Origin of the sequence: Streptomyces sp. NPDC006602, from assembly GCF_042870385.1 — a bacterium.
Taxonomy (GTDB): Bacteria; Actinomycetota; Actinomycetes; order Streptomycetales; family Streptomycetaceae; genus Streptomyces.
This window is the reverse complement of record NZ_JBIAHG010000001.1, coordinates 364,975-381,300: the sequence shown is the minus strand read 5'-3', so window position 1 is coordinate 381,300 and position 16,326 is coordinate 364,975. Positions and strand designations below refer to the sequence as shown.

Genomic DNA, 16,326 nt, shown 5'->3' with positions numbered 1-16,326 from the left:
TTCTTGGTGTGCCGCGTGTGTGTGCGGGTCTTCTTCGACATGTCTCTCGTGCTTGACCGGGGAACAGACCCGCGTCGAGAGGTCAGGCCCGCCCGATGGGGGCCACCACGGCTTCCGTGAGCCCCGCCAGGTCGCCGGGGGCCAGTTCGACCTCCAGGCCGCGGCGACCCGCCGAGACGCAGATCGTCGGGTGGGCGGAGGCCGACTCGTCCAGGACCGTGGGCAGCCTCTTGCGCTGGCCGAGCGGGGAGATGCCGCCGCGGACATAGCCCGTGGTGCGTTCGGCGAGCGCCGGGTCGGCCATCGCGGCGCGCTTGCCGCCGACCGCCGCCGCGAGCGCCTTGAGGTCCAGCTGGCCGGCCACCGGGACGACCGCGACGGTCAGGGCGCCGTCGACATCCGCGACCAGCGTCTTGAAGACCCGCTCCGGCGAGACGCCCATCGCCTCGGCCGCCTCCTCGCCGTAGGAGGGGTGGGCGGGGTCATGGTCGTAGGAGTGGACCGTGTACGGCACTCCCGCGGCGGTCAGGGCCACCGTCGCGGGAGTGCCCCCGGACTGCTGCTGCTTCTTCGCCTTCTTCGCCATCGAGGCCTGATCCCGCCTGTTCCCCAGTGGTGAATACGTCAGTTGAGACTCGTCGGGCCGCGCGTCAGTTCCGCCGCGGGCAACGACGGCAGATTACGGATGATCGCCGTCTCCCTGCGAAGGAGTTCCAGTTCGTCGCGCAGCCGGGACGCGGTGTCCGGGGCCTGCAGCAGGCGTTGCTTGGTCGGGATGTCCAGCATCATCGCGGCGGCCACGAGATACGAGACCACCGACGGTTCGTCCGGCAGGTCCGCCCCCGTGGACAGGGAGCGCTCACGCGCGCCCGCCAGTCGCTTCTGGTACTGGCGGAACGCCCGCAGCACGCCCTCCGCCAGCGCCCCCGCCTCCTCGCCCTGATCCTCCGGCAGCTCCTCCAGTTCCGCCGTCAGGAACGGACCCGAGGCGTCGACCGACAGCAGCCGCACCCGGGACGTACCCGTCGCCAGTACCTCGAAGGTGCCGTCGGCCCGTTCTCGGACCGTCGCGGCGTCCGCGATGCAGCCGACCCCGTGGAACGCCTTGACCGGGTCGTCGCCGAAGCCGGCCGCGGGGCCGTGCTCGGGTACGGCGGTCTGGTCCGGCAGGCCGGGTGAGCTCGGTGCCACCTCGTGGCCGTCGCGGATCGCCACGACGGCGAACCGGCGCGGTTCGTCCTCGGGTGTCTTCAGCAACTCGCGCATCATGGCGCGATACCGCTCCTCGAAGATGTTCAGCGGAAGCACGAGCCCCGGTAGCAGCACGGAGTTCAGGGGGAAGAGCGGGAGCCGGACGGTGGTCACGACGCAAAAGCCTAATGGTCGCCGGAGTGGGCGCGTTCGCCGTGCTCACTCCGTGGATGGCGGGGAGCCGGGTTCGGGCCGACCTCGCCACCGACCTCGTTGCGGATCTCGTCGCGGATCTCCAGGAACCGGCCGAGCGGGTCGTCCGAGAACCGGGCCCAGGGGAAGGAGGTGGCGTACGGGCCGATGAGGCGCAGTTGCTCCGCGGCGTCCGTCCAGCGCTCCAGCCGTACCAGCACGTACATCAACTTGTTGCGGATCTCGGCGGGCCACGGATCGGCCGCGGGGAATCGGGCGGAGAGCGCGGCCGCCCGGTCGGCCGCCGCGTCCAGCCGCTCGCGCGGCACCTCGGGACCGCAGCCGTCGGTCAGGTAGGAGAAGGCCGCCCGTGCCGGGAGCGCCTGGACGAGGGAGCCGGCCGGAGCGTCCTGCGCGGCCCGGTCGGCGAAGTCGAAGCACGCGTGGTGGGAGCCGTGCCAGGAGGCGGCGAGGTAGCGCAGGGCCGCCACATGGCAGCCGTAGTGGTGCGGGGCGCGGCGGACCGCCGCCGCCCACAGCTCCTGGAAGTACTTGTGCCCGGCCCCCGCGCCGCGCGCGTGGTCCAGCGCGATCCGCCACGGCACCGGGTCGCGGTCGTCGCCGTGTGCGGCAGCCGTGATCAAGGGGGTCGCCTGACGCAGCAGCTCCGCCCGTGCCGGTGACTGCCAGGCGCGCTCCAGCACCAGCTGGGCTCCGATCAGCAGTGCGTCGGGGTCGTGCGGGGCGGCCGTACGCCACTCCTCGTACCACTCGTCGCGCGAGCGGGCGAAGGCCGCGAGTCTTCGCGCGTAGCGATCGCGGTTCTCCCAGGCGGCGCCGGTGCGGGTGGCGGCGAGCAGATCGGCGGCGGGCCGGTACGCGCCGTGCGCGGCGGCGACCAGTGCGGGGCCGAGGCGGTCGTCGGGCGCGTCGAGAAATACCTCGTCGTCGGCGGGGAGTTCACCGACGGGGCGTGAGGGCTTCCGGGGCATCCGGGACGAGCGGATGAAGGGGGGCAGCAGAGCCATGGTGTCGACCATTGAAAGACCGCTGGTCAATGGAGCGCCAGCGTGAACGGGCAACTCATGGAAAGTTGTATGCGGCACGGTCAAGGGAACGCAAAAAGCTGACCGTTCAACAACTCGTGCACCACCAGCCCCACAACCCCCTCTAGCTGCGCCGCAGCAGCCGGGTGGCCCCCGCCGCCACCGTCGTCGCCAGGATCCAGCCCAGCAGGATGATCGCGGCGGCCAGCCACTGCCAGCCGCCGCTCAGCTGCCAGAACCCGACCTGCCCCAGGTCGATGACCGGCAGGAGCAGGTCGAGGGCGAACAGGGCGGGGTTCCACGGCGGGTGCTCGCCGCTCTTGAGCGGTGGATGGGCGGCGTGCGTGAAGGCGACCGAGCTCGCCGCCCACAGCACCGCCATCCATACGGCGGCCCGGCCCGGCCGGTATCCGTAGGCGACCGTCCAGTCCTGCACGTATCCCCAGAGCTTGGCGGCGATGGGCAGGCTCTCGCGGCGGCGGCGCTGCTTGGCGAGCAGCACCTCGCGGGCGTCCTCGTCCTCGCCGCCGGTCCGCAGCACGGTGGCCAGCCGCTCGTACGGCTCCGGGTTGTACTCGGCGGTCGCCGCCGCCACCCAATCCAGCCGCTCGATCAGCGGAAACGGACCCCGCGGCACCAGGTTCTCGTAGCTGAAGCCGCCCATGTGCAGCCGGCCCGGGCCCGGCCAGGCGTCCGCCCGGTCCATCAGGTTGACGACCCGCGCCCCCGACAGCACGACCGTGCCGCGCGCCGGCCGCTCCCCGAGGAAACGCAGCTCGGACGTCTGCACGCGGCGCAGCGACAGCTCCTGCTCGTCGGTGAAGGTGAACCGGGCCCGCTCCAGGTCGACCGCGTCCCCGAACCGCCCGTCGTCGAGGCGCAGCCCGCCTTGGCACTCGAACCGCTGGATGCGCGTCCCGCGCGCGGGTGTCGTGCCGCTGAGCAGGGCGCTGCCGACGCCCGCCGGCGTCAGATACAGCGAGCGCTCCACGGTCAGCTGCGGGGCGTTCAGGGCGAGCCGCGAGTAGGGATTGACCAGACGGGCGCCGCGCAGACTCAGCGAAACGCCGATCTTGGCGCTGCGCAGGCTGAACTCGCCGTGCGACTCCAGCATCTCGGCCTGCAGGTCCTGGCCGACGGTCATGCCGTCCGCGGCGATCGAGCGTCCGCTGCGGTCGCGGTACACGATCGCCTGGTTGAGCAGCAGATCCGTGCCGATCTGCGCGTCGGTGAGTCGTATGCCGTTCTGGAAGCGGCAACGCGGCAGATGCAGGTCGCCCTCGGTGTGCACCCGGGCCGCCTCCAGGCGCGGCACCGAGCAGTCCACCATCCGTACGGTCGTGAAGTGGGCCTCCGGCAGCAGGACCTCCCGCTCGAAGCGGCAGCCGCGCATCTCGACGTACGGCACCACCGTGCCGCCCGCGAGGTCCAGGATGCCGCCGATCTGCACCCCGACGAGCTTCAGGGACGACACGCGGCCCGCGAGGGCGGGCGGTCCGTCCAGGAGCAGCCAGCACACGATGCGCGCCCGCACGGTCCGCTCGGGACCCCAGGGATGCCCGCCGTGCGGATCGTCGACGACGGTGTCGCCGGTGCTCAGGTCGTACACGCTGCCGTTGCGGAAGGCCTGCCACATTCCGGCCTCGGCGGCGGTCAGATCGTCCGGCACGTCTCCGTCCCGGATGCCGGCCCCTTCGGTCACGTGTCTTCCATCCCCCTCATCTACTCGTAGGTTCGTCCGACTGTTCATGCCCGCTGGGTGACGCCCGGAACACCGCACGTGAAGCGGATCTTCCGGGTTCCGACCACGCTCTGTATCAGCCATTGATACACGCGAACGACGCCCGATCCCGGTCTGAGAGAATTGACGACGTGATCTCCCGAATCGATCTGCGCGGCGACGCCCTTCCCGAGGGCCCCGCTCTGCGCGACCTGCTGCCCCGAGCCGACTTCGACGTCTCGGCCGCCCTCGAGAAGGTGCGTCCGATCTGCGAGGCCGTGCATCATCGGGGAGACGCGGCGCTGATCGACTTCGCCGAGAAGTTCGACGGGGTCAGGCTCGACCAGGTGCGGGTGCCCGCCGCGGCACTCACCCGGGCTCTGGAGGAACTCGATCCGGCCGTGCGCGCGGCCCTGGAGGAGTCCATCCGCCGCGCCCGTCTCGTCCACCGAGAGCAGCGCCGTACGACGCACACGACCCAGGTCGTGTCCGGCGGTTCCGTCACCGAGAAGTGGGTGCCGGTCGATCGGGTCGGGCTGTACGCGCCCGGCGGGCGGTCCGTCTACCCCTCCTCCGTGATCATGAACGTGGTGCCCGCGCAGGAGGCCGGCGTCGAGTCGATCGCCCTTGCCTCCCCGGCGCAGGCCCCCGCTTTTGAAAATGACCCAGCCGGCGGCCTGCCGCACCCGACGATCCTCGCCGCGTGCGCGCTGCTCGGCGTCGACGAGGTGTACGCGGCCGGCGGGGCGACCGCCGTCGCGATGTTCGCGTACGGCACCGAGTCCTGCCCGCCCGCCAGCATGGTCACCGGCCCCGGCAACATCTGGGTCGCCGCCGCCAAGCGCTACTTCACCGGCAAGATCGGCATCGACGCCGAGGCTGGGCCGACGGAGATCGCGATCCTCGCGGACGAGACGGCCGACCCGGTGCACGTCGCCGCCGACCTGATCAGCCAGGCCGAGCACGACCCGCTGGCGGCCGCCGTCCTGGTCACCGACTCCGTCGAGCTCGCGGACGCGGTGGAGAAGGAACTGGAGCCGCAGGTCGCGGCCAGCAAGCACGTCGAGGACCGGATCGTGCCGGCCCTCAAGGGCAGGCAGTCCGCGATCGTGCTGGTCGACGGCGTCGATGAGGGCCTCAGGGTGGTCGACGCGTACGGCGCGGAACACCTGGAGATCCAGACGGCCGATGCCGTCGCGGTGGCCGACCGGGTCCGAAACGCGGGCGCGATCTTCGTCGGCCCCTGGGCGCCCGTGTCGCTCGGCGACTACGCGGCCGGGTCCAACCACGTGCTCCCGACCGGCGGCTGCGCCTGCCACTCCTCCGGCCTGTCCGTCCAGTCCTTCCTGCGCGGCATCCACATCGTCGACTACACGAAGGACGCGCTGGCCGACGTGGCACACCACGTGGTGACGCTGGCGGAGGCCGAGGACCTGCCGGCACACGGGGCGGCGATCAAGGCGAGGTTCGGGTGGAAGGTGCCTGAGAACAAGTGAGCTTCCACATCGACGACCTCCCCGTACGGGACGAACTGCGCGGCAAGTCCCCTTATGGCGCGCCCCAGTTGGACGTCCCTGTACGGCTGAACACCAACGAGAACCCCTACCCGCTGCCCGAGCCGCTGGTCGAGCGGATCGCCGAGCGCGTCCGCGAGGCCGCCCGGAACCTCAACCGCTACCCGGACCGGGACGCGGTGGAGCTGCGCACGCAGCTCGCCAAGTACCTGACGGACACGTCCGGTCACGAGGTCGGCCTGGCCAACGTCTGGGCGGCCAACGGCTCCAACGAGGTCATCCAGCAGCTGCTGCAGACCTTCGGCGGACCGGGCCGTACGGCGATCGGCTTCGAGCCGTCGTACTCGATGCACGGCCTCATCGCGCGCGGGACGGGCACGGGCTGGATCTCCGGTCCGCGGGGCGAGGACTTCACGATCGACCTCGCCGCCGCCGAGAAGGCGATCGCCGAGCACCGGCCGGACGTCGTCTTCGTCACCACCCCCAACAACCCCACGGGCACCGCCGTCCCGCCGGAGACGGTCCTCGCACTGTACGAGGCCGCGCAGGCCGCGGGGCCGTCGATGGTCGTGGTCGACGAGGCGTACATCGAGTTCAGCCACGGCGCCTCGCTGCTGCCGCTCATCGAGGGCCGGCCGAACCTCGTCGTCTCGCGGACGATGTCCAAGGCGTTCGGCGCGGCGGGCCTGCGCCTCGGCTACCTCGCCGCCCACCCGGCGGTCGTGGACGCCGTCCAGCTCGTACGGCTGCCGTACCACCTGTCTGCGGTCACGCAGGCGACCGCGCTGGCCGCCCTGGAGCACACCGAGACGCTGCTCGGCTATGTCGAGCAGCTGAAGGCCGAGCGGGACCGGCTGGTCTCCGAACTGCTGGCGATCGGCTACGAGGTGACAGCCTCGGATGCCAACTTCGTACAGTTCGGGCGGTTCGACGACGCCCATGTGGTGTGGCAGCAGATCCTCGACCGGGGCGTCCTGGTCCGGGACAACGGCGTACCCGGCTGGCTGCGGGTGACCGCCGGAACCCCCGAAGAGAACGACGCGTTCCTCGACGCGGTCCGTGAGTTGAAGAAGGAGCAGAGCGCATGAGCCGCGTTGGACGTGTGGAACGGGTGACCAAGGAGACCTCTGTCCTCGTCGAGATCGATCTCGACGGGTCCGGCAAGGTCGATGTGTCGACAGGGGTCGGTTTCTACGACCACATGCTCGACCAGCTCGGCCGCCACGGTCTGTTCGACCTGACCGTGAAGACCGAGGGCGACCTGCACATCGACTCGCACCACACCATCGAGGACAGCGCCCTCGCGCTGGGCGCCGCCTTCAAGCAGGCGCTCGGCGACAAGGTGGGCATCTACCGCTTCGGCAACTGCACGGTCCCGCTGGACGAGTCGCTCGCCCAGGTCACCGTCGACCTGTCCGGCCGCCCCTACCTCGTGCACACCGAGCCCGAGAAGATGGCGCCGATGATCGGCGAGTACGACACCACGATGACCCGGCACATTCTGGAGTCCTTCGTCGCCCAGGCGCAGATCGCCCTGCACGTGCACGTGCCCTACGGCCGCAACGCCCACCACATCGTGGAGTGCCAGTTCAAGGCGCTGGCCCGGGCGCTGCGGTACGCGTCCGAGCGCGACCCGCGCGCGGCCGGCATTCTCCCGTCCACGAAGGGCGCGCTGTGACCGGGCTCTCGAGCATCCTCATCGTCGTCGGCCTCTTCCTGCTCGGAGGGATCTACTCCTTCGTCAAGCAGCAGATGCCGAAGAACCTCATCGTGCTGCTCTCGATCGCCGCCGCGATGTGTCTCGTCGCCGGTGTCATGAGGCTGGAGGTCTGGAATTGAGCGCAGGTTCGAAAAGCGTCGTCGTCTTCGACTACGGCTTCGGCAACGTCCGCTCCGCCGAGCGCGCCCTCGCGCGCGCGGGAGCCGACGTGGAGATAACGCGTGACTTCGACCGGGCCATGAACGCGGACGGCCTGCTGGTGCCGGGCGTCGGCGCCTTCGCCGCCTGCATGCAGGGCCTGAAGGAGGCGCGCGGCGACTGGATCGTCGACCGTCGCCTGTCCGGCGGGCGCCCGGTGATGGGCATCTGCGTCGGCATGCAGATCCTCTTCGCGCGCGGCATCGAGCACGGAGTGGAGACCGAGGGCCTGGACGAGTGGCCCGGCTCGGTCGAGCCGCTGCAGGCCGAGATCGTGCCCCACATGGGCTGGAACACCGTCGACGCGCCCGCCGACTCGCAGCTCTTCGCCGGGCTGGACGCGGACGCGCGCTTCTACTTCGTGCACTCCTACGCCGTCCACGACTGGAGCCTGCAGACGCACAACGCGGCGATCCGGGCCCCCAAGGTCACCTGGTCGACCCACGGCAAGCCGTTCGTGGCCGCCGTGGAGAACGGCGCCCTGTGGGCCACGCAGTTCCACCCCGAGAAGTCCGGCGACGCCGGAGCGCAGCTGCTGAACAACTGGATCGGAACCCTCTGATGTCTTCCCACCCCTCAGGACGGCTCGAACTCCTGCCCGCCGTGGACGTCCGTGACGGCCAGGCGGTCCGGCTCGTCCACGGCGAGTCCGGCTCGGAGACCTCGTACGGCTCCCCCCTCGATGCCGCCCTCGCCTGGCAGCGCTCGGGCGCCGAGTGGCTGCACCTGGTCGACCTGGACGCCGCGTTCGGCACCGGCGACAACCGGGCCGTGATCGGCGAGATCGCCAAGGCGATGGAGGTCAAGGTCGAGCTCTCCGGCGGCATCCGCGACGACGCCACGCTCGCCGCCGCCCTGGCCACCGGCTGCACCCGGGTGAACCTCGGCACGGCTGCCCTGGAGACCCCGGAGTGGGTCGCCAAGGTCATCTCCGAGTACGGCGACAGGATCGCGGTCGGGCTCGACGTACGCGGCACGACCCTGCGCGGGCGCGGCTGGACCAGCGACGGGGGCGACCTCTACGAGACCCTGGAGCGCCTCGACAAGGAGGGCTGCGCGCGGTACGTGGTGACGGACATCGCCAAGGACGGCACGCTGCAGGGCCCGAACCTGGAGCTGTTGAAGAACGTCTGCGCGGCGACCGACCGGCCGGTCGTGGCCTCCGGTGGCGTGTCGTCGCTGGACGACCTGCGGGCCATCGCCGAACTGGTCCCCCTCGGTGTCGAGGGCGCCATCGTCGGGAAGGCCCTGTACGCGAAGGCGTTCACTCTCGAAGAGGCTCTGGAGGCGGTAGACCGGTGAGCGATCTGCGACGCGTCACGACCGGCGCGCCATGGGAGGAGACCTTCGGGTACTCCCGGGCGGTGGAACTGCCGAACGGCCTGGTGCTCGTCTCCGGCTGCACGTCGATAGTGGACGGCCAGATCGCCGGGGGCGACCCCCACGAGCAGACGGTCAACGCCTTCAACGTCGCGTTCGCGGCGCTCGGGCAGCTGGGTCTCGGCCGCGAGGACGTCGTGCGGACGCGCATGTACATCACCCATGCCCGGGACGTGGACGACGTCGGACGCGCTCACAAGGAGCTGTTCGACGATGTCCGGCCCGCAGCATCCATGATCATCGTCTCCGGCTTCGTGGACCCCAGCCTGGTCGTCGAGGTCGAGGTGGAGGCGTACCGAGGAGCAGACACGTCATGACCCTGGCGGTCCGAGTCATCCCCTGCCTGGACGTGGACAACGGCCGGGTCGTCAAGGGCGTCAACTTCCAGAACCTGCGCGACGCGGGCGACCCCGTCGAGATGGCCAAGGTGTACGACGCCGAGGGCGCCGACGAGCTGACGTTCCTGGACATCACCGCCTCGTCGGGCAACCGCGAGACGACGTACGACGTGGTGCGCCGCACCGCCGAGCAGGTCTTCATCCCGCTGACGGTCGGCGGCGGCGTCCGTGCGGCCGAGGACGTGGACAAGCTGCTGCGCGCGGGCGCCGACAAGGTGGGCGTCAACACGGCGGCCATCGCCCGTCCCGACCTCATCCGCGAGATCGCCGAGCGCTTCGGCCGGCAGGTGCTGGTGCTGTCGGTCGACGCGCGCCGGACCGAGAGCGGGTCCTTCGAGGTGACGACCCACGGCGGCCGCAAGGGCACCGGCATCGACGCCGTCGAATGGGCGCACCAGGCCGCCGAGTTGGGCGCGGGCGAAATCCTGCTCAACTCGATGGACGCGGACGGCACGAAGGACGGCTACGACATCGAGATGATCGAGGCTGTCCGCAAGCACGTGACCGTGCCGCTCATCGCCAGCGGGGGAGCGGGGCGGCTCGCCGACTTCCCGCCGGCCATCGCCGCGGGCGCGGACGCCGTACTCGCCGCGTCCGTCTTCCACTTCGGGGATCTGCGGATCGGCGAGGTGAAGGAGACGCTGCGGGGGGCGGGGCACCCGGTCCGCTAGGTCGCGTGGTCAGTCGTCGAACGCCGAGGCCAGGGCGTCCCGTTCGAGGCCGAGTGCGCTCTCGGCGAAGCGGGCGACGGTCCGGCGGACGTCCACGATGCCCCGGTTCACTCCGAGCGAGGAGTGGACGATGACGCCGTCCAGCGCCGTGAGCAGCTGCCGGGCCAGGGCGTCGGGATCGTGCGGGGCGACGGGAGACCGCGGCCGCCCGAGCCGTCGCGGCAGGCGCGGATCCCGCCCGCACGACTGTCGTGCGCATCCGGGAAGTCCCGCTCGGCTACGGCGGTCGGCGTCCGATCAGGGTCGCGGTGAAGGCGGTCGGGCCCCTGACGGCTCCGCGCTGGTCCCTTGACGGCTCCGCGCTGATCCCCGACGCTCGCGAAAGGAAAGTTGCGCAATATTAATTGCGCAACTTTCCTTTCGTGTTTACGGTGACCTGCATGACGGCCAAGGGGAACCGCCCCATCACGGACATGGACACGCTCAAGGCGCTGGCTCATCCGCTGCGCATGAAGCTGTACCGAGCGCTCTACGTGGCCCGCACGGCGACCGCTTCCCAGCTCGCCGACCAGGTCGACGAGGCCGTCTCGCTGGTCAGCTACCACCTGCGCAAGCTCGCTGAGCGCGGGCTGATCGAGGAGGCCGAGCCGCAGAGCGGGGACGGCCGGGAGCGATGGTGGCAGCCCGCCTCGGAAGGTCTCATGATCCGCGACAAGGACTTCCGGGACGCCCCCGAGAAGGCGGCCGCCCATCTGTCGGCCACCCGCCTCTTCCACGAGCAGCGCACCGACATGTACCGGCGATACCTCGACGAACGCCCCACCTGGGGCCCCGAATGGAACTCCGCCGCTCCCGACAACGAGTCCCTGCTGCGGCTGACGCCCGCCGAACTCGCCGAGCTCGGCGAGGAGTTGCTCGCCCTCGCCAAGAAGTACGACGAGAAGGGCCGGGCCGCCGAGGCCGCCGGCGACACCGAAGGACGCGAGAACGTCGCGCTGCACGTGTACGGGTTCCCGTTCCGCGTCTGAGAGAGGCCACCCCCGTGACCACCACCGCGCCCGGCATACCCGAGCGGCTCGCCCCCGCGCCCCCCGCCCACCGCGACGCCAACGTGCTGCGCTGGCTCGCCGCCTACACCGCCTCGATGATCGGCGACAGCGTCTACTACATCGCCCTGTCCTGGGCGGCCGTACAGGCCGGAACACCCTCGCAGGCCGGTGTGGTCATGGCGGTGAGTGCCGTGCCGCGGGCCCTGCTGATGCTGGGCGGGGGAGTGATCGCCGACCGGTTCGGGCCGCGCAGGGTCGTCATCGGCAGTGACGCGGTGCGCTGCGCGGCCGCGCTCGCGGTGGCGGCGCTGCTGTTCCTCACCAACCCCGGACTGTGGCCGCTGGCCCTGCTCGCCCTGGTCTTCGGCACCGTCGACGCCGTGTTCATGCCGGCCGTGGGTGCCCTCCCCGCGCGCGTGACGAGCCGCGACCAACTCGCGCGCGTGCAGGGTATGCGGGGCCTCGGGATCCGCGTCGCGAGCGTCGTCGGCGCCCCGCTCGGCGGTCTCGCGGTGGCGGTCGGCGGCGCGGCGGCGGCCTTCGGGCTGGCGGGCCTGCTGATCGCGGTGTCGGTGCCGCTGCTGGTCTCCGTACGGCTGCGGGAACTGCCCCCGGACGACCAGGCGGCCGCCCGCGGTGACACCGCCTGGCGCGACCTGGTGGCCGGACTGCGCTACATATGCCGGCACCGCGTGCTCGCCCCGCTGATGCTGGCCATCGCCCTCGGCGACCTCGGCTTCGTCGGCCCGCTCAACGTCGGCCTGACCCTGCTCGCCGACGAGCGCGGCTGGGGCGCCTCCGGCATGGGCTGGGTGCTCGCCGGGTTCGGCACCGGCGCGGGCGCCGCCTCCCTGCTGCTGACCGTGCGCGGGCGCCTGCCGCACGCCGGGCAGGTCGCGGCGTACACCATCCTCGCGGGCTCGGTCGCGATCGGCGCCCTCGCCTTCGTCCCGGGCGTCCTCGCGGCCGTCGGGGTGGCCCTGCTGATCGGGCTGCTCGCCGGACTCAGCGGCGCCATGTGCGGCGCCCTGCTGCAGACCCAGGCCGCCCCCGCCTATCTGGGCCGGGTCACCGCCGTCTCCGGCCTGGTGAGCCTCGGCTTCGCCCCGCTGAGCATGCCGCTGTCCGCCGCGGCCATCGGCGCCTGGGGGACCGGTCCGGTCTTCGTCGTCAGCGCCGTGGTCTGCGGGCTCGGCGGGGTTGTCGCCCTGTCCGTTCGGGACCTGCGGCGCGCGGAACTGCCCCGCTGAGGCCCCGTCCGCCCCTGCTCAGATGCCGAGCTGCTTCGACCCGTGCAGCTTGTCGATGGCCTCCTTGTCGCCGTCCAGGTCGACCTTGGCCTCGTTCTGGCGGCCGTAGAGGAACAGCAGCAGCTCCGACGGCTCGCCGGTCACCGTGACGACCGGCGTGCCCCGGTGGGCGACCGCCGTCTGGCCGTCCGGGCGGCGCAGCACCAGGCCCGTCGGAACGGTGCGGCCCATCAGACGGGCGGTGCGCTCCAGGCGCGACCACAGGGCGTCCTGGAAGACCGGGTCGAGCTCGCGCGGCGACCAGTCCGGCTGGGCGCGGCGGACGTCCTCGGTGTGGACGTAGAACTCGATGGTGTTCGAAGCCTCGTCGATCTGCTTGAGGGAGAAGGGCGAGAACCGTGGCGGGCCGGTCCGGATCAGCTGGATCAGCTCCTCGTACGGCTTCGCCGCGAACTCGTCCATCACCTTCTCCAGGCGGGGCCCGAGCTGCTTGATCAGTATGCCGCCGGCGGCGTCGGGGCGGCGCTCGCGCACCACCACGTGCGCGGCCAGGTCACGGGTGAGCCAGCCCTCGCACAGGGTCGGGGCCTCCGGGCCCGCGGCCTCCAACAGGTCGGCGAGGAGAAGTCGTTCACGCTTGGCGAAAGTCGACATGACAGTCAGCCTACGGCTGTGCCCGCGGTCCGCACAGTGGACACCCCACGGTGACTGTCAGTGGCGGGCGGCACAATGGCATCCATGAGCAGCAGCACGCCCCGCCGGCCCAGCCAACTCGACCCCGAGATCGCCGCGCGTCTCAAGCGCAGCGCCGACGGGCTCCTGCCCGCCATCGCCCAGCAGTACGACACCGGGGAGGTGCTGATGCTCGGCTGGATGGACGACGAGGCGCTGCACCGCACGCTCACCACCGGCCGCTGCACCTACTGGTCGCGCAGCCGCCGGGAGTACTGGGTCAAGGGCGACACCTCCGGCCACTTCCAATGGGTCAAGTCCGTCGCCCTGGACTGCGACGCGGACACCGTGCTCGTCAAGGTCGACCAGGTCGGCGCCGCCTGCCACACCGGCGCGCGCACCTGCTTCGACGAGGATGTCCTCAAGGCCGTCGAGGGCGGCGCCGATTCCGGCGTGGCCGCCCTGGATCAGTAAGGTCAGCCGCCATGGACCTCGAGACGTTCCGCAAGCTGGCCACGGACCGCCGTGTCATCCCGGTCACCCGCAAGCTCCTCGCCGACGGCGACACGCCGGTCGGGCTCTACCGCAAGCTCGCCGCCGAGCGCCCCGGCACCTTCCTGCTGGAGTCCGCCGAGAACGGCCGCTCGTGGTCCCGGTACTCCTTCGTCGGCGTCCGGTCCGCGGCCACCCTCACCGCGCGCGACGGGCAGGCCCACTGGCTGGGCACACCGCCCGTCGGCGTCCCCGTCGACGGCGACCCCCTCGCCGCCCTGCGCGCCACCATCGAGGCCCTGCACACCCCCCACCAGGAGGGCATGCCGCCCTTCACCGGCGGCATGGTCGGCTACCTCGGCTACGACATCGTGCGCCGCCTGGAGAAGATCGGCCCCGGCGAGCGCGACGACCTGAAGCTGCCCGAGCTGACCATGCTCCTCACCAGCGACCTCGCCGTGATGGACCACTGGCAGGGCTCCGTCCTGCTGATCGCCAACGCGATCAACCACAACGACCTCGACACGGGCGTCGACGAGGCCTACGCGGACGCGGTGGCCCGCCTGGACGCCATGGAGGCGGACCTGTCGCGGCCGGTCGCCCAGCCCCCGGCCGTCCTGCCCCCCTCCGAACTCCCCGAGTACACCGCCCTGTGGGGCGGCCCCGACTTCCAGGAGGCCGTCGAGGACATCAAGGAGCGCATCCGCGCCGGCGAGGCCTTCCAGGTCGTGCCCTCGCAGCGCTTCGAAACGCCGTGCACGGCAAGCGCGTTGGACGTGTACCGGGTGCTGCGGGCCACCAACCCCTCCCCGTACATGTACCTGTTCCGTTTCGACGGCTTCGACGTCGTCGGCTCCTCCCCCGAGGCCCTGGTCAAGGTCGAGGACGGGCAGGCCATGGTCCACCCCATCGCCGGCACCCGGCACCGCGGGGCCACCCCGCAGGAGGACCAGGCCCTCGCCGACGAGCTGCTCGCCGACCCCAAGGAGCGCGCCGAGCACCTCATGCTGGTCGACCTGGGCCGCAACGACCTCGGACGCGTCTGCGAGCCGGGCTCGGTCGAGGTCGTCGACTTCATGTCCGTCGAGCGCTACTCGCACGTCATGCACATCGTCTCGACCGTCACCGGCAAGATCGCCGCGGGCCGTTCGGCCTTCGACGTCCTGACGGCCTGCTTCCCGGCGGGCACCCTCTCCGGTGCCCCCAAGCCCCGTGCCATGCAGATCATCGACGAACTGGAACCCTCCCGACGCGGCCTGTACGGCGGCTGCGTGGGCTACCTGGACTTCGCCGGCGACTCCGACACCGCCATCGCCATCCGTACGGCCCTGCTGCGGGGCGGCACGGCGTACGTCCAGGCGGGCGCCGGCATCGTCGCCGACTCCGACCCGGTCGCCGAGGACCAGGAGTGCCGCAACAAGGCGGCGGCGGTCCTGCGCGCGGTCCACACGGCCAACCGGCTCGGAAAATAGGACGGGTGTCACGCAGCCCCGGGTGACGGTTCGCCCGGGGTTGGGGCGATAGTGGGGTACGTGACTGCCGTACCTGACCCCCGTTCCGAAGCCGCAGGACCCGCCCGGGCCGGCCGCCGGAGTCTTGCCGTGGCCCTGCTCAGCGGGGCGCTCGGCGCGGCCGTGGCGTTGCTCGCCACCCGGCAGCAGTGGTCGGAGGGCACCGCGACGGTGGCCGGCGGCAGCTTCCCGCTGACCGCCAAAGGGAGCGACGTCACGGGCGTGCCCGCATCCCTGGCCATAGTCGGCCTCGCCGCGCTCGTCGCCGTCTTCGCCGTCCGCCGGGCCGGCCGCTTGCTGGTCGCCGCCGTGCTCGCGCTGTCCGGCGCCGGCACCGTCGCGGCGGCCCTTCTCGGCGTCAACGACAGCTCCGCGCTCGACGAGCAGGCCGCGAGGGCCTCCGGCGACACCTCGGCCACCGTCGACACGCTCTCCCACACCGCCTGGCCGTACGTCGCGGCCGCCGGCGGCGTCCTGCTCCTCCTGGCCGGACTGCTCGCCCTGCGCTACGGCCGCCTGTGGCCCGCGATGTCCGGCCGCTACGAGCGCACCGGCGCCCCCCGTCCCCGCCGCCAGGCGCCCGCCGTCGACCCCGACCGTCCCGAGGACATCTGGAAGGCCCTCGACCGCGGCGAGGACCCGACCGGCGCGTAGGCCTCCGGCGGTCGCGCGGTCAAGGCGGCTATGGGGATGGGGTTTCGGTGATGTGCCGGGTGCGGGTGGGTGGGGGCTGCTCGCGCAGTTCCCCGCGCCCCTGGGGGGTGCGGCCGACGCCCCTTTGTCAGGTGCCGGTCCTTCGGCCCTCCGTCCCATCGGCCCTCGACGCGCGAGGGGCGACCCCCGGGCACCCGGCACGTGCGCGTGCGGAACAATGGGACCCAGAGCGTCCGGCTCAGACACGTACACAGCAACGAGGAGCAAGTCATGGCGGGCAGCAGCCACGGTCACACCCCGGCCGCCTGGACCGGTGTCATCATCGCCTTCATCGGTTTCACCGTCTCCGGCGCCTTCATGGTGCTGGCCGAGCCGGCGGGCTTCTGGGGCGGTTTGGTGATCGTGGTCCTCGGTGGCGTGGTCGGCTGGATCATGCGGATGATGGGCATGGGTCAGCCGAAGAGCAACCACCCGGTGCACGAGAGGGCGGAGAAGCGCGAGCCGGAGAGCGTCGAGAGCTGATCCTGCGGGACTTCGTGGAGGGGGGGGGGGGGGGGGGGGGGGGGGGGGCCGGCCCCCCGGCCGCCGCCCCCCCCCCCCCCCGCGCCCGCCCCCGCCCCCCCCCCCCCACCACCCGCCGAAGGGCGGGCCCAGCGCCGAGCGACGCC

General features: G+C 71.8%; 19 protein-coding genes. 14 read left to right on the top strand and 5 right to left on the bottom strand.

The window, feature by feature from the left end; genetic code table 11:
• Positions 1-82: 82 nt before the first annotated feature.
• The 4 genes from ybaK to ACFYO2_RS01745 all read right to left on the bottom strand — a co-directional run bounded on the left by ybaK (position 83) and on the right by ACFYO2_RS01745 (position 4,131).
• Positions 83-586, bottom strand: coding sequence for a Cys-tRNA(Pro) deacylase (gene ybaK, locus ACFYO2_RS01760; RefSeq protein WP_388342599.1), 504 nt, complete (start codon positions 584-586; stop codon positions 83-85).
• A 38-nt stretch (positions 587-624) separates the two neighbouring features.
• Positions 625-1,365, bottom strand: coding sequence for an LON peptidase substrate-binding domain-containing protein (locus ACFYO2_RS01755; RefSeq protein WP_388342596.1), 741 nt, complete (start codon positions 1,363-1,365; stop codon positions 625-627).
• A gap of 11 nt (positions 1,366-1,376) precedes the next feature.
• Positions 1,377-2,423, bottom strand: coding sequence for a hypothetical protein (locus ACFYO2_RS01750; RefSeq protein ID WP_388342593.1), 1,047 nt, complete (start codon positions 2,421-2,423; stop codon positions 1,377-1,379).
• A gap of 130 nt (positions 2,424-2,553) precedes the next feature.
• The gene (locus ACFYO2_RS01745; RefSeq protein WP_388342590.1) at positions 2,554-4,131 is read right to left on the bottom strand and encodes an oxidoreductase; all 1,578 of its coding nucleotides are present in this window, start codon (positions 4,129-4,131) and stop codon (positions 2,554-2,556) included.
• Positions 4,132-4,301: 170 nt separating this feature from the next.
• Between ACFYO2_RS01745 and hisD the strand changes: the two genes are divergently transcribed.
• The 10 genes from hisD (at position 4,302) to ACFYO2_RS01695 (ending at position 12,329) form a co-directional block, all read left to right on the top strand.
• Complete coding sequence (gene hisD / locus ACFYO2_RS01740; protein WP_388342587.1) at positions 4,302-5,645, top strand: histidinol dehydrogenase; 1,344 nt, start codon at positions 4,302-4,304, stop codon at positions 5,643-5,645.
• Complete coding sequence (locus ACFYO2_RS01735; protein ID WP_388342584.1) at positions 5,642-6,751, top strand: histidinol-phosphate transaminase; 1,110 nt, start codon at positions 5,642-5,644, stop codon at positions 6,749-6,751. The genes hisD and ACFYO2_RS01735 overlap by 4 nt, the downstream gene beginning before the upstream one ends.
• A complete protein-coding gene (gene hisB, locus ACFYO2_RS01730) occupies positions 6,748-7,341 on the top strand; it encodes an imidazoleglycerol-phosphate dehydratase HisB (RefSeq protein ID WP_046261880.1) in 594 nt (197 codons plus the stop codon). The genes ACFYO2_RS01735 and hisB overlap by 4 nt, the downstream gene beginning before the upstream one ends.
• Positions 7,338-7,502: a hypothetical protein gene (locus ACFYO2_RS01725; RefSeq protein WP_363286482.1), complete on the top strand. Its 165-nt coding sequence runs from the start codon at positions 7,338-7,340 to the stop codon at positions 7,500-7,502. Before hisB ends, ACFYO2_RS01725 begins: the two co-directional genes overlap by 4 nt.
• Positions 7,493-8,143: an imidazole glycerol phosphate synthase subunit HisH gene (gene hisH, locus ACFYO2_RS01720; protein WP_388343929.1), complete on the top strand. Its 651-nt coding sequence runs from the start codon at positions 7,493-7,495 to the stop codon at positions 8,141-8,143. The genes ACFYO2_RS01725 and hisH overlap by 10 nt, the downstream gene beginning before the upstream one ends.
• The gene (gene priA, locus ACFYO2_RS01715; RefSeq protein WP_388342580.1) at positions 8,143-8,883 is read left to right on the top strand and encodes a bifunctional 1-(5-phosphoribosyl)-5-((5-phosphoribosylamino)methylideneamino)imidazole-4-carboxamide isomerase/phosphoribosylanthranilate isomerase PriA; all 741 of its coding nucleotides are present in this window, start codon (positions 8,143-8,145) and stop codon (positions 8,881-8,883) included. The genes hisH and priA overlap by 1 nt, the downstream gene beginning before the upstream one ends.
• A complete protein-coding gene (locus tag ACFYO2_RS01710; RefSeq protein WP_388342577.1) occupies positions 8,880-9,278 on the top strand; it encodes a RidA family protein in 399 nt (132 codons plus the stop codon). Before priA ends, ACFYO2_RS01710 begins: the two co-directional genes overlap by 4 nt.
• The gene (hisF, locus tag ACFYO2_RS01705; RefSeq protein WP_388342574.1) at positions 9,275-10,030 is read left to right on the top strand and encodes an imidazole glycerol phosphate synthase subunit HisF; all 756 of its coding nucleotides are present in this window, start codon (positions 9,275-9,277) and stop codon (positions 10,028-10,030) included. The genes ACFYO2_RS01710 and hisF overlap by 4 nt, the downstream gene beginning before the upstream one ends.
• Positions 10,031-10,470: 440 nt before the next feature.
• Positions 10,471-11,058, top strand: coding sequence for an ArsR/SmtB family transcription factor (locus ACFYO2_RS01700; protein WP_388342571.1), 588 nt, complete (start codon positions 10,471-10,473; stop codon positions 11,056-11,058).
• Between the two features lie 14 nt (positions 11,059-11,072).
• Complete coding sequence (locus tag ACFYO2_RS01695; protein ID WP_388342568.1) at positions 11,073-12,329, top strand: MFS transporter; 1,257 nt, start codon at positions 11,073-11,075, stop codon at positions 12,327-12,329.
• Positions 12,330-12,347: 18 nt separating this feature from the next.
• Here the strand turns inward: ACFYO2_RS01695 and ACFYO2_RS01690 are convergent, their stop codons facing one another.
• Positions 12,348-12,983 (bottom strand): TIGR03085 family metal-binding protein, encoded by a 636-nt coding sequence (locus tag ACFYO2_RS01690; protein WP_388342565.1) that lies wholly within the window; start codon positions 12,981-12,983, stop codon positions 12,348-12,350.
• A 75-nt stretch (positions 12,984-13,058) separates the two neighbouring features.
• Here ACFYO2_RS01690 and hisI point away from each other — a divergent pair, with 75 nt between their 5' ends.
• The 4 genes from hisI to ACFYO2_RS01670 all read left to right on the top strand — a co-directional run bounded on the left by hisI (position 13,059) and on the right by ACFYO2_RS01670 (position 16,180).
• Positions 13,059-13,475, top strand: a complete 417-nt coding sequence (hisI, locus tag ACFYO2_RS01685; RefSeq protein WP_388342563.1) for a phosphoribosyl-AMP cyclohydrolase — start codon at positions 13,059-13,061, stop codon at positions 13,473-13,475.
• 11 nt (positions 13,476-13,486) lie between these two features.
• Positions 13,487-14,965 (top strand): anthranilate synthase component I, encoded by a 1,479-nt coding sequence (locus tag ACFYO2_RS01680; protein ID WP_388342560.1) that lies wholly within the window; start codon positions 13,487-13,489, stop codon positions 14,963-14,965.
• 51 nt (positions 14,966-15,016) lie between these two features.
• A complete protein-coding gene (locus ACFYO2_RS01675) occupies positions 15,017-15,658 on the top strand; it encodes a TIGR02234 family membrane protein (protein ID WP_388342557.1) in 642 nt (213 codons plus the stop codon).
• Between the two features lie 270 nt (positions 15,659-15,928).
• Positions 15,929-16,180 carry an HGxxPAAW family protein gene (locus ACFYO2_RS01670; RefSeq protein WP_388342555.1) on the top strand — a complete coding sequence of 84 codons (252 nt, stop codon included), beginning with the start codon at positions 15,929-15,931 and terminating at the stop codon, positions 16,178-16,180.
• Positions 16,181-16,326 lie beyond the last annotated feature (146 nt).

Excerpts from the sequence above, each read along its gene's own strand:
- priA (WP_388342580.1), top strand. The coding sequence starts at position 8,143 with ATGTCTTCCCACCCCTCAGGACGGCTCGAACTCCTGCCCGCCGTGGAC.
- ACFYO2_RS01690 (WP_388342565.1), bottom strand. The coding sequence starts at position 12,983 with ATGTCGACTTTCGCCAAGCGTGAACGACTTCTCCTCGCCGACCTGTTG.
- hisB (WP_046261880.1), top strand. The coding sequence starts at position 6,748 with ATGAGCCGCGTTGGACGTGTGGAACGGGTGACCAAGGAGACCTCTGTC.
- ACFYO2_RS01680 (WP_388342560.1), top strand. The coding sequence starts at position 13,487 with ATGGACCTCGAGACGTTCCGCAAGCTGGCCACGGACCGCCGTGTCATC.
- ACFYO2_RS01700 (WP_388342571.1), top strand. The coding sequence starts at position 10,471 with ATGACGGCCAAGGGGAACCGCCCCATCACGGACATGGACACGCTCAAG.
- hisI (WP_388342563.1), top strand. The coding sequence starts at position 13,059 with ATGGCATCCATGAGCAGCAGCACGCCCCGCCGGCCCAGCCAACTCGAC.
- ybaK (WP_388342599.1), bottom strand. The coding sequence starts at position 586 with ATGGCGAAGAAGGCGAAGAAGCAGCAGCAGTCCGGGGGCACTCCCGCG.
- hisF (WP_388342574.1), top strand. The coding sequence starts at position 9,275 with ATGACCCTGGCGGTCCGAGTCATCCCCTGCCTGGACGTGGACAACGGC.
- ACFYO2_RS01670 (WP_388342555.1), top strand. The coding sequence starts at position 15,929 with ATGGCGGGCAGCAGCCACGGTCACACCCCGGCCGCCTGGACCGGTGTC.
- ACFYO2_RS01750 (WP_388342593.1), bottom strand. The coding sequence starts at position 2,423 with ATGGTCGACACCATGGCTCTGCTGCCCCCCTTCATCCGCTCGTCCCGG.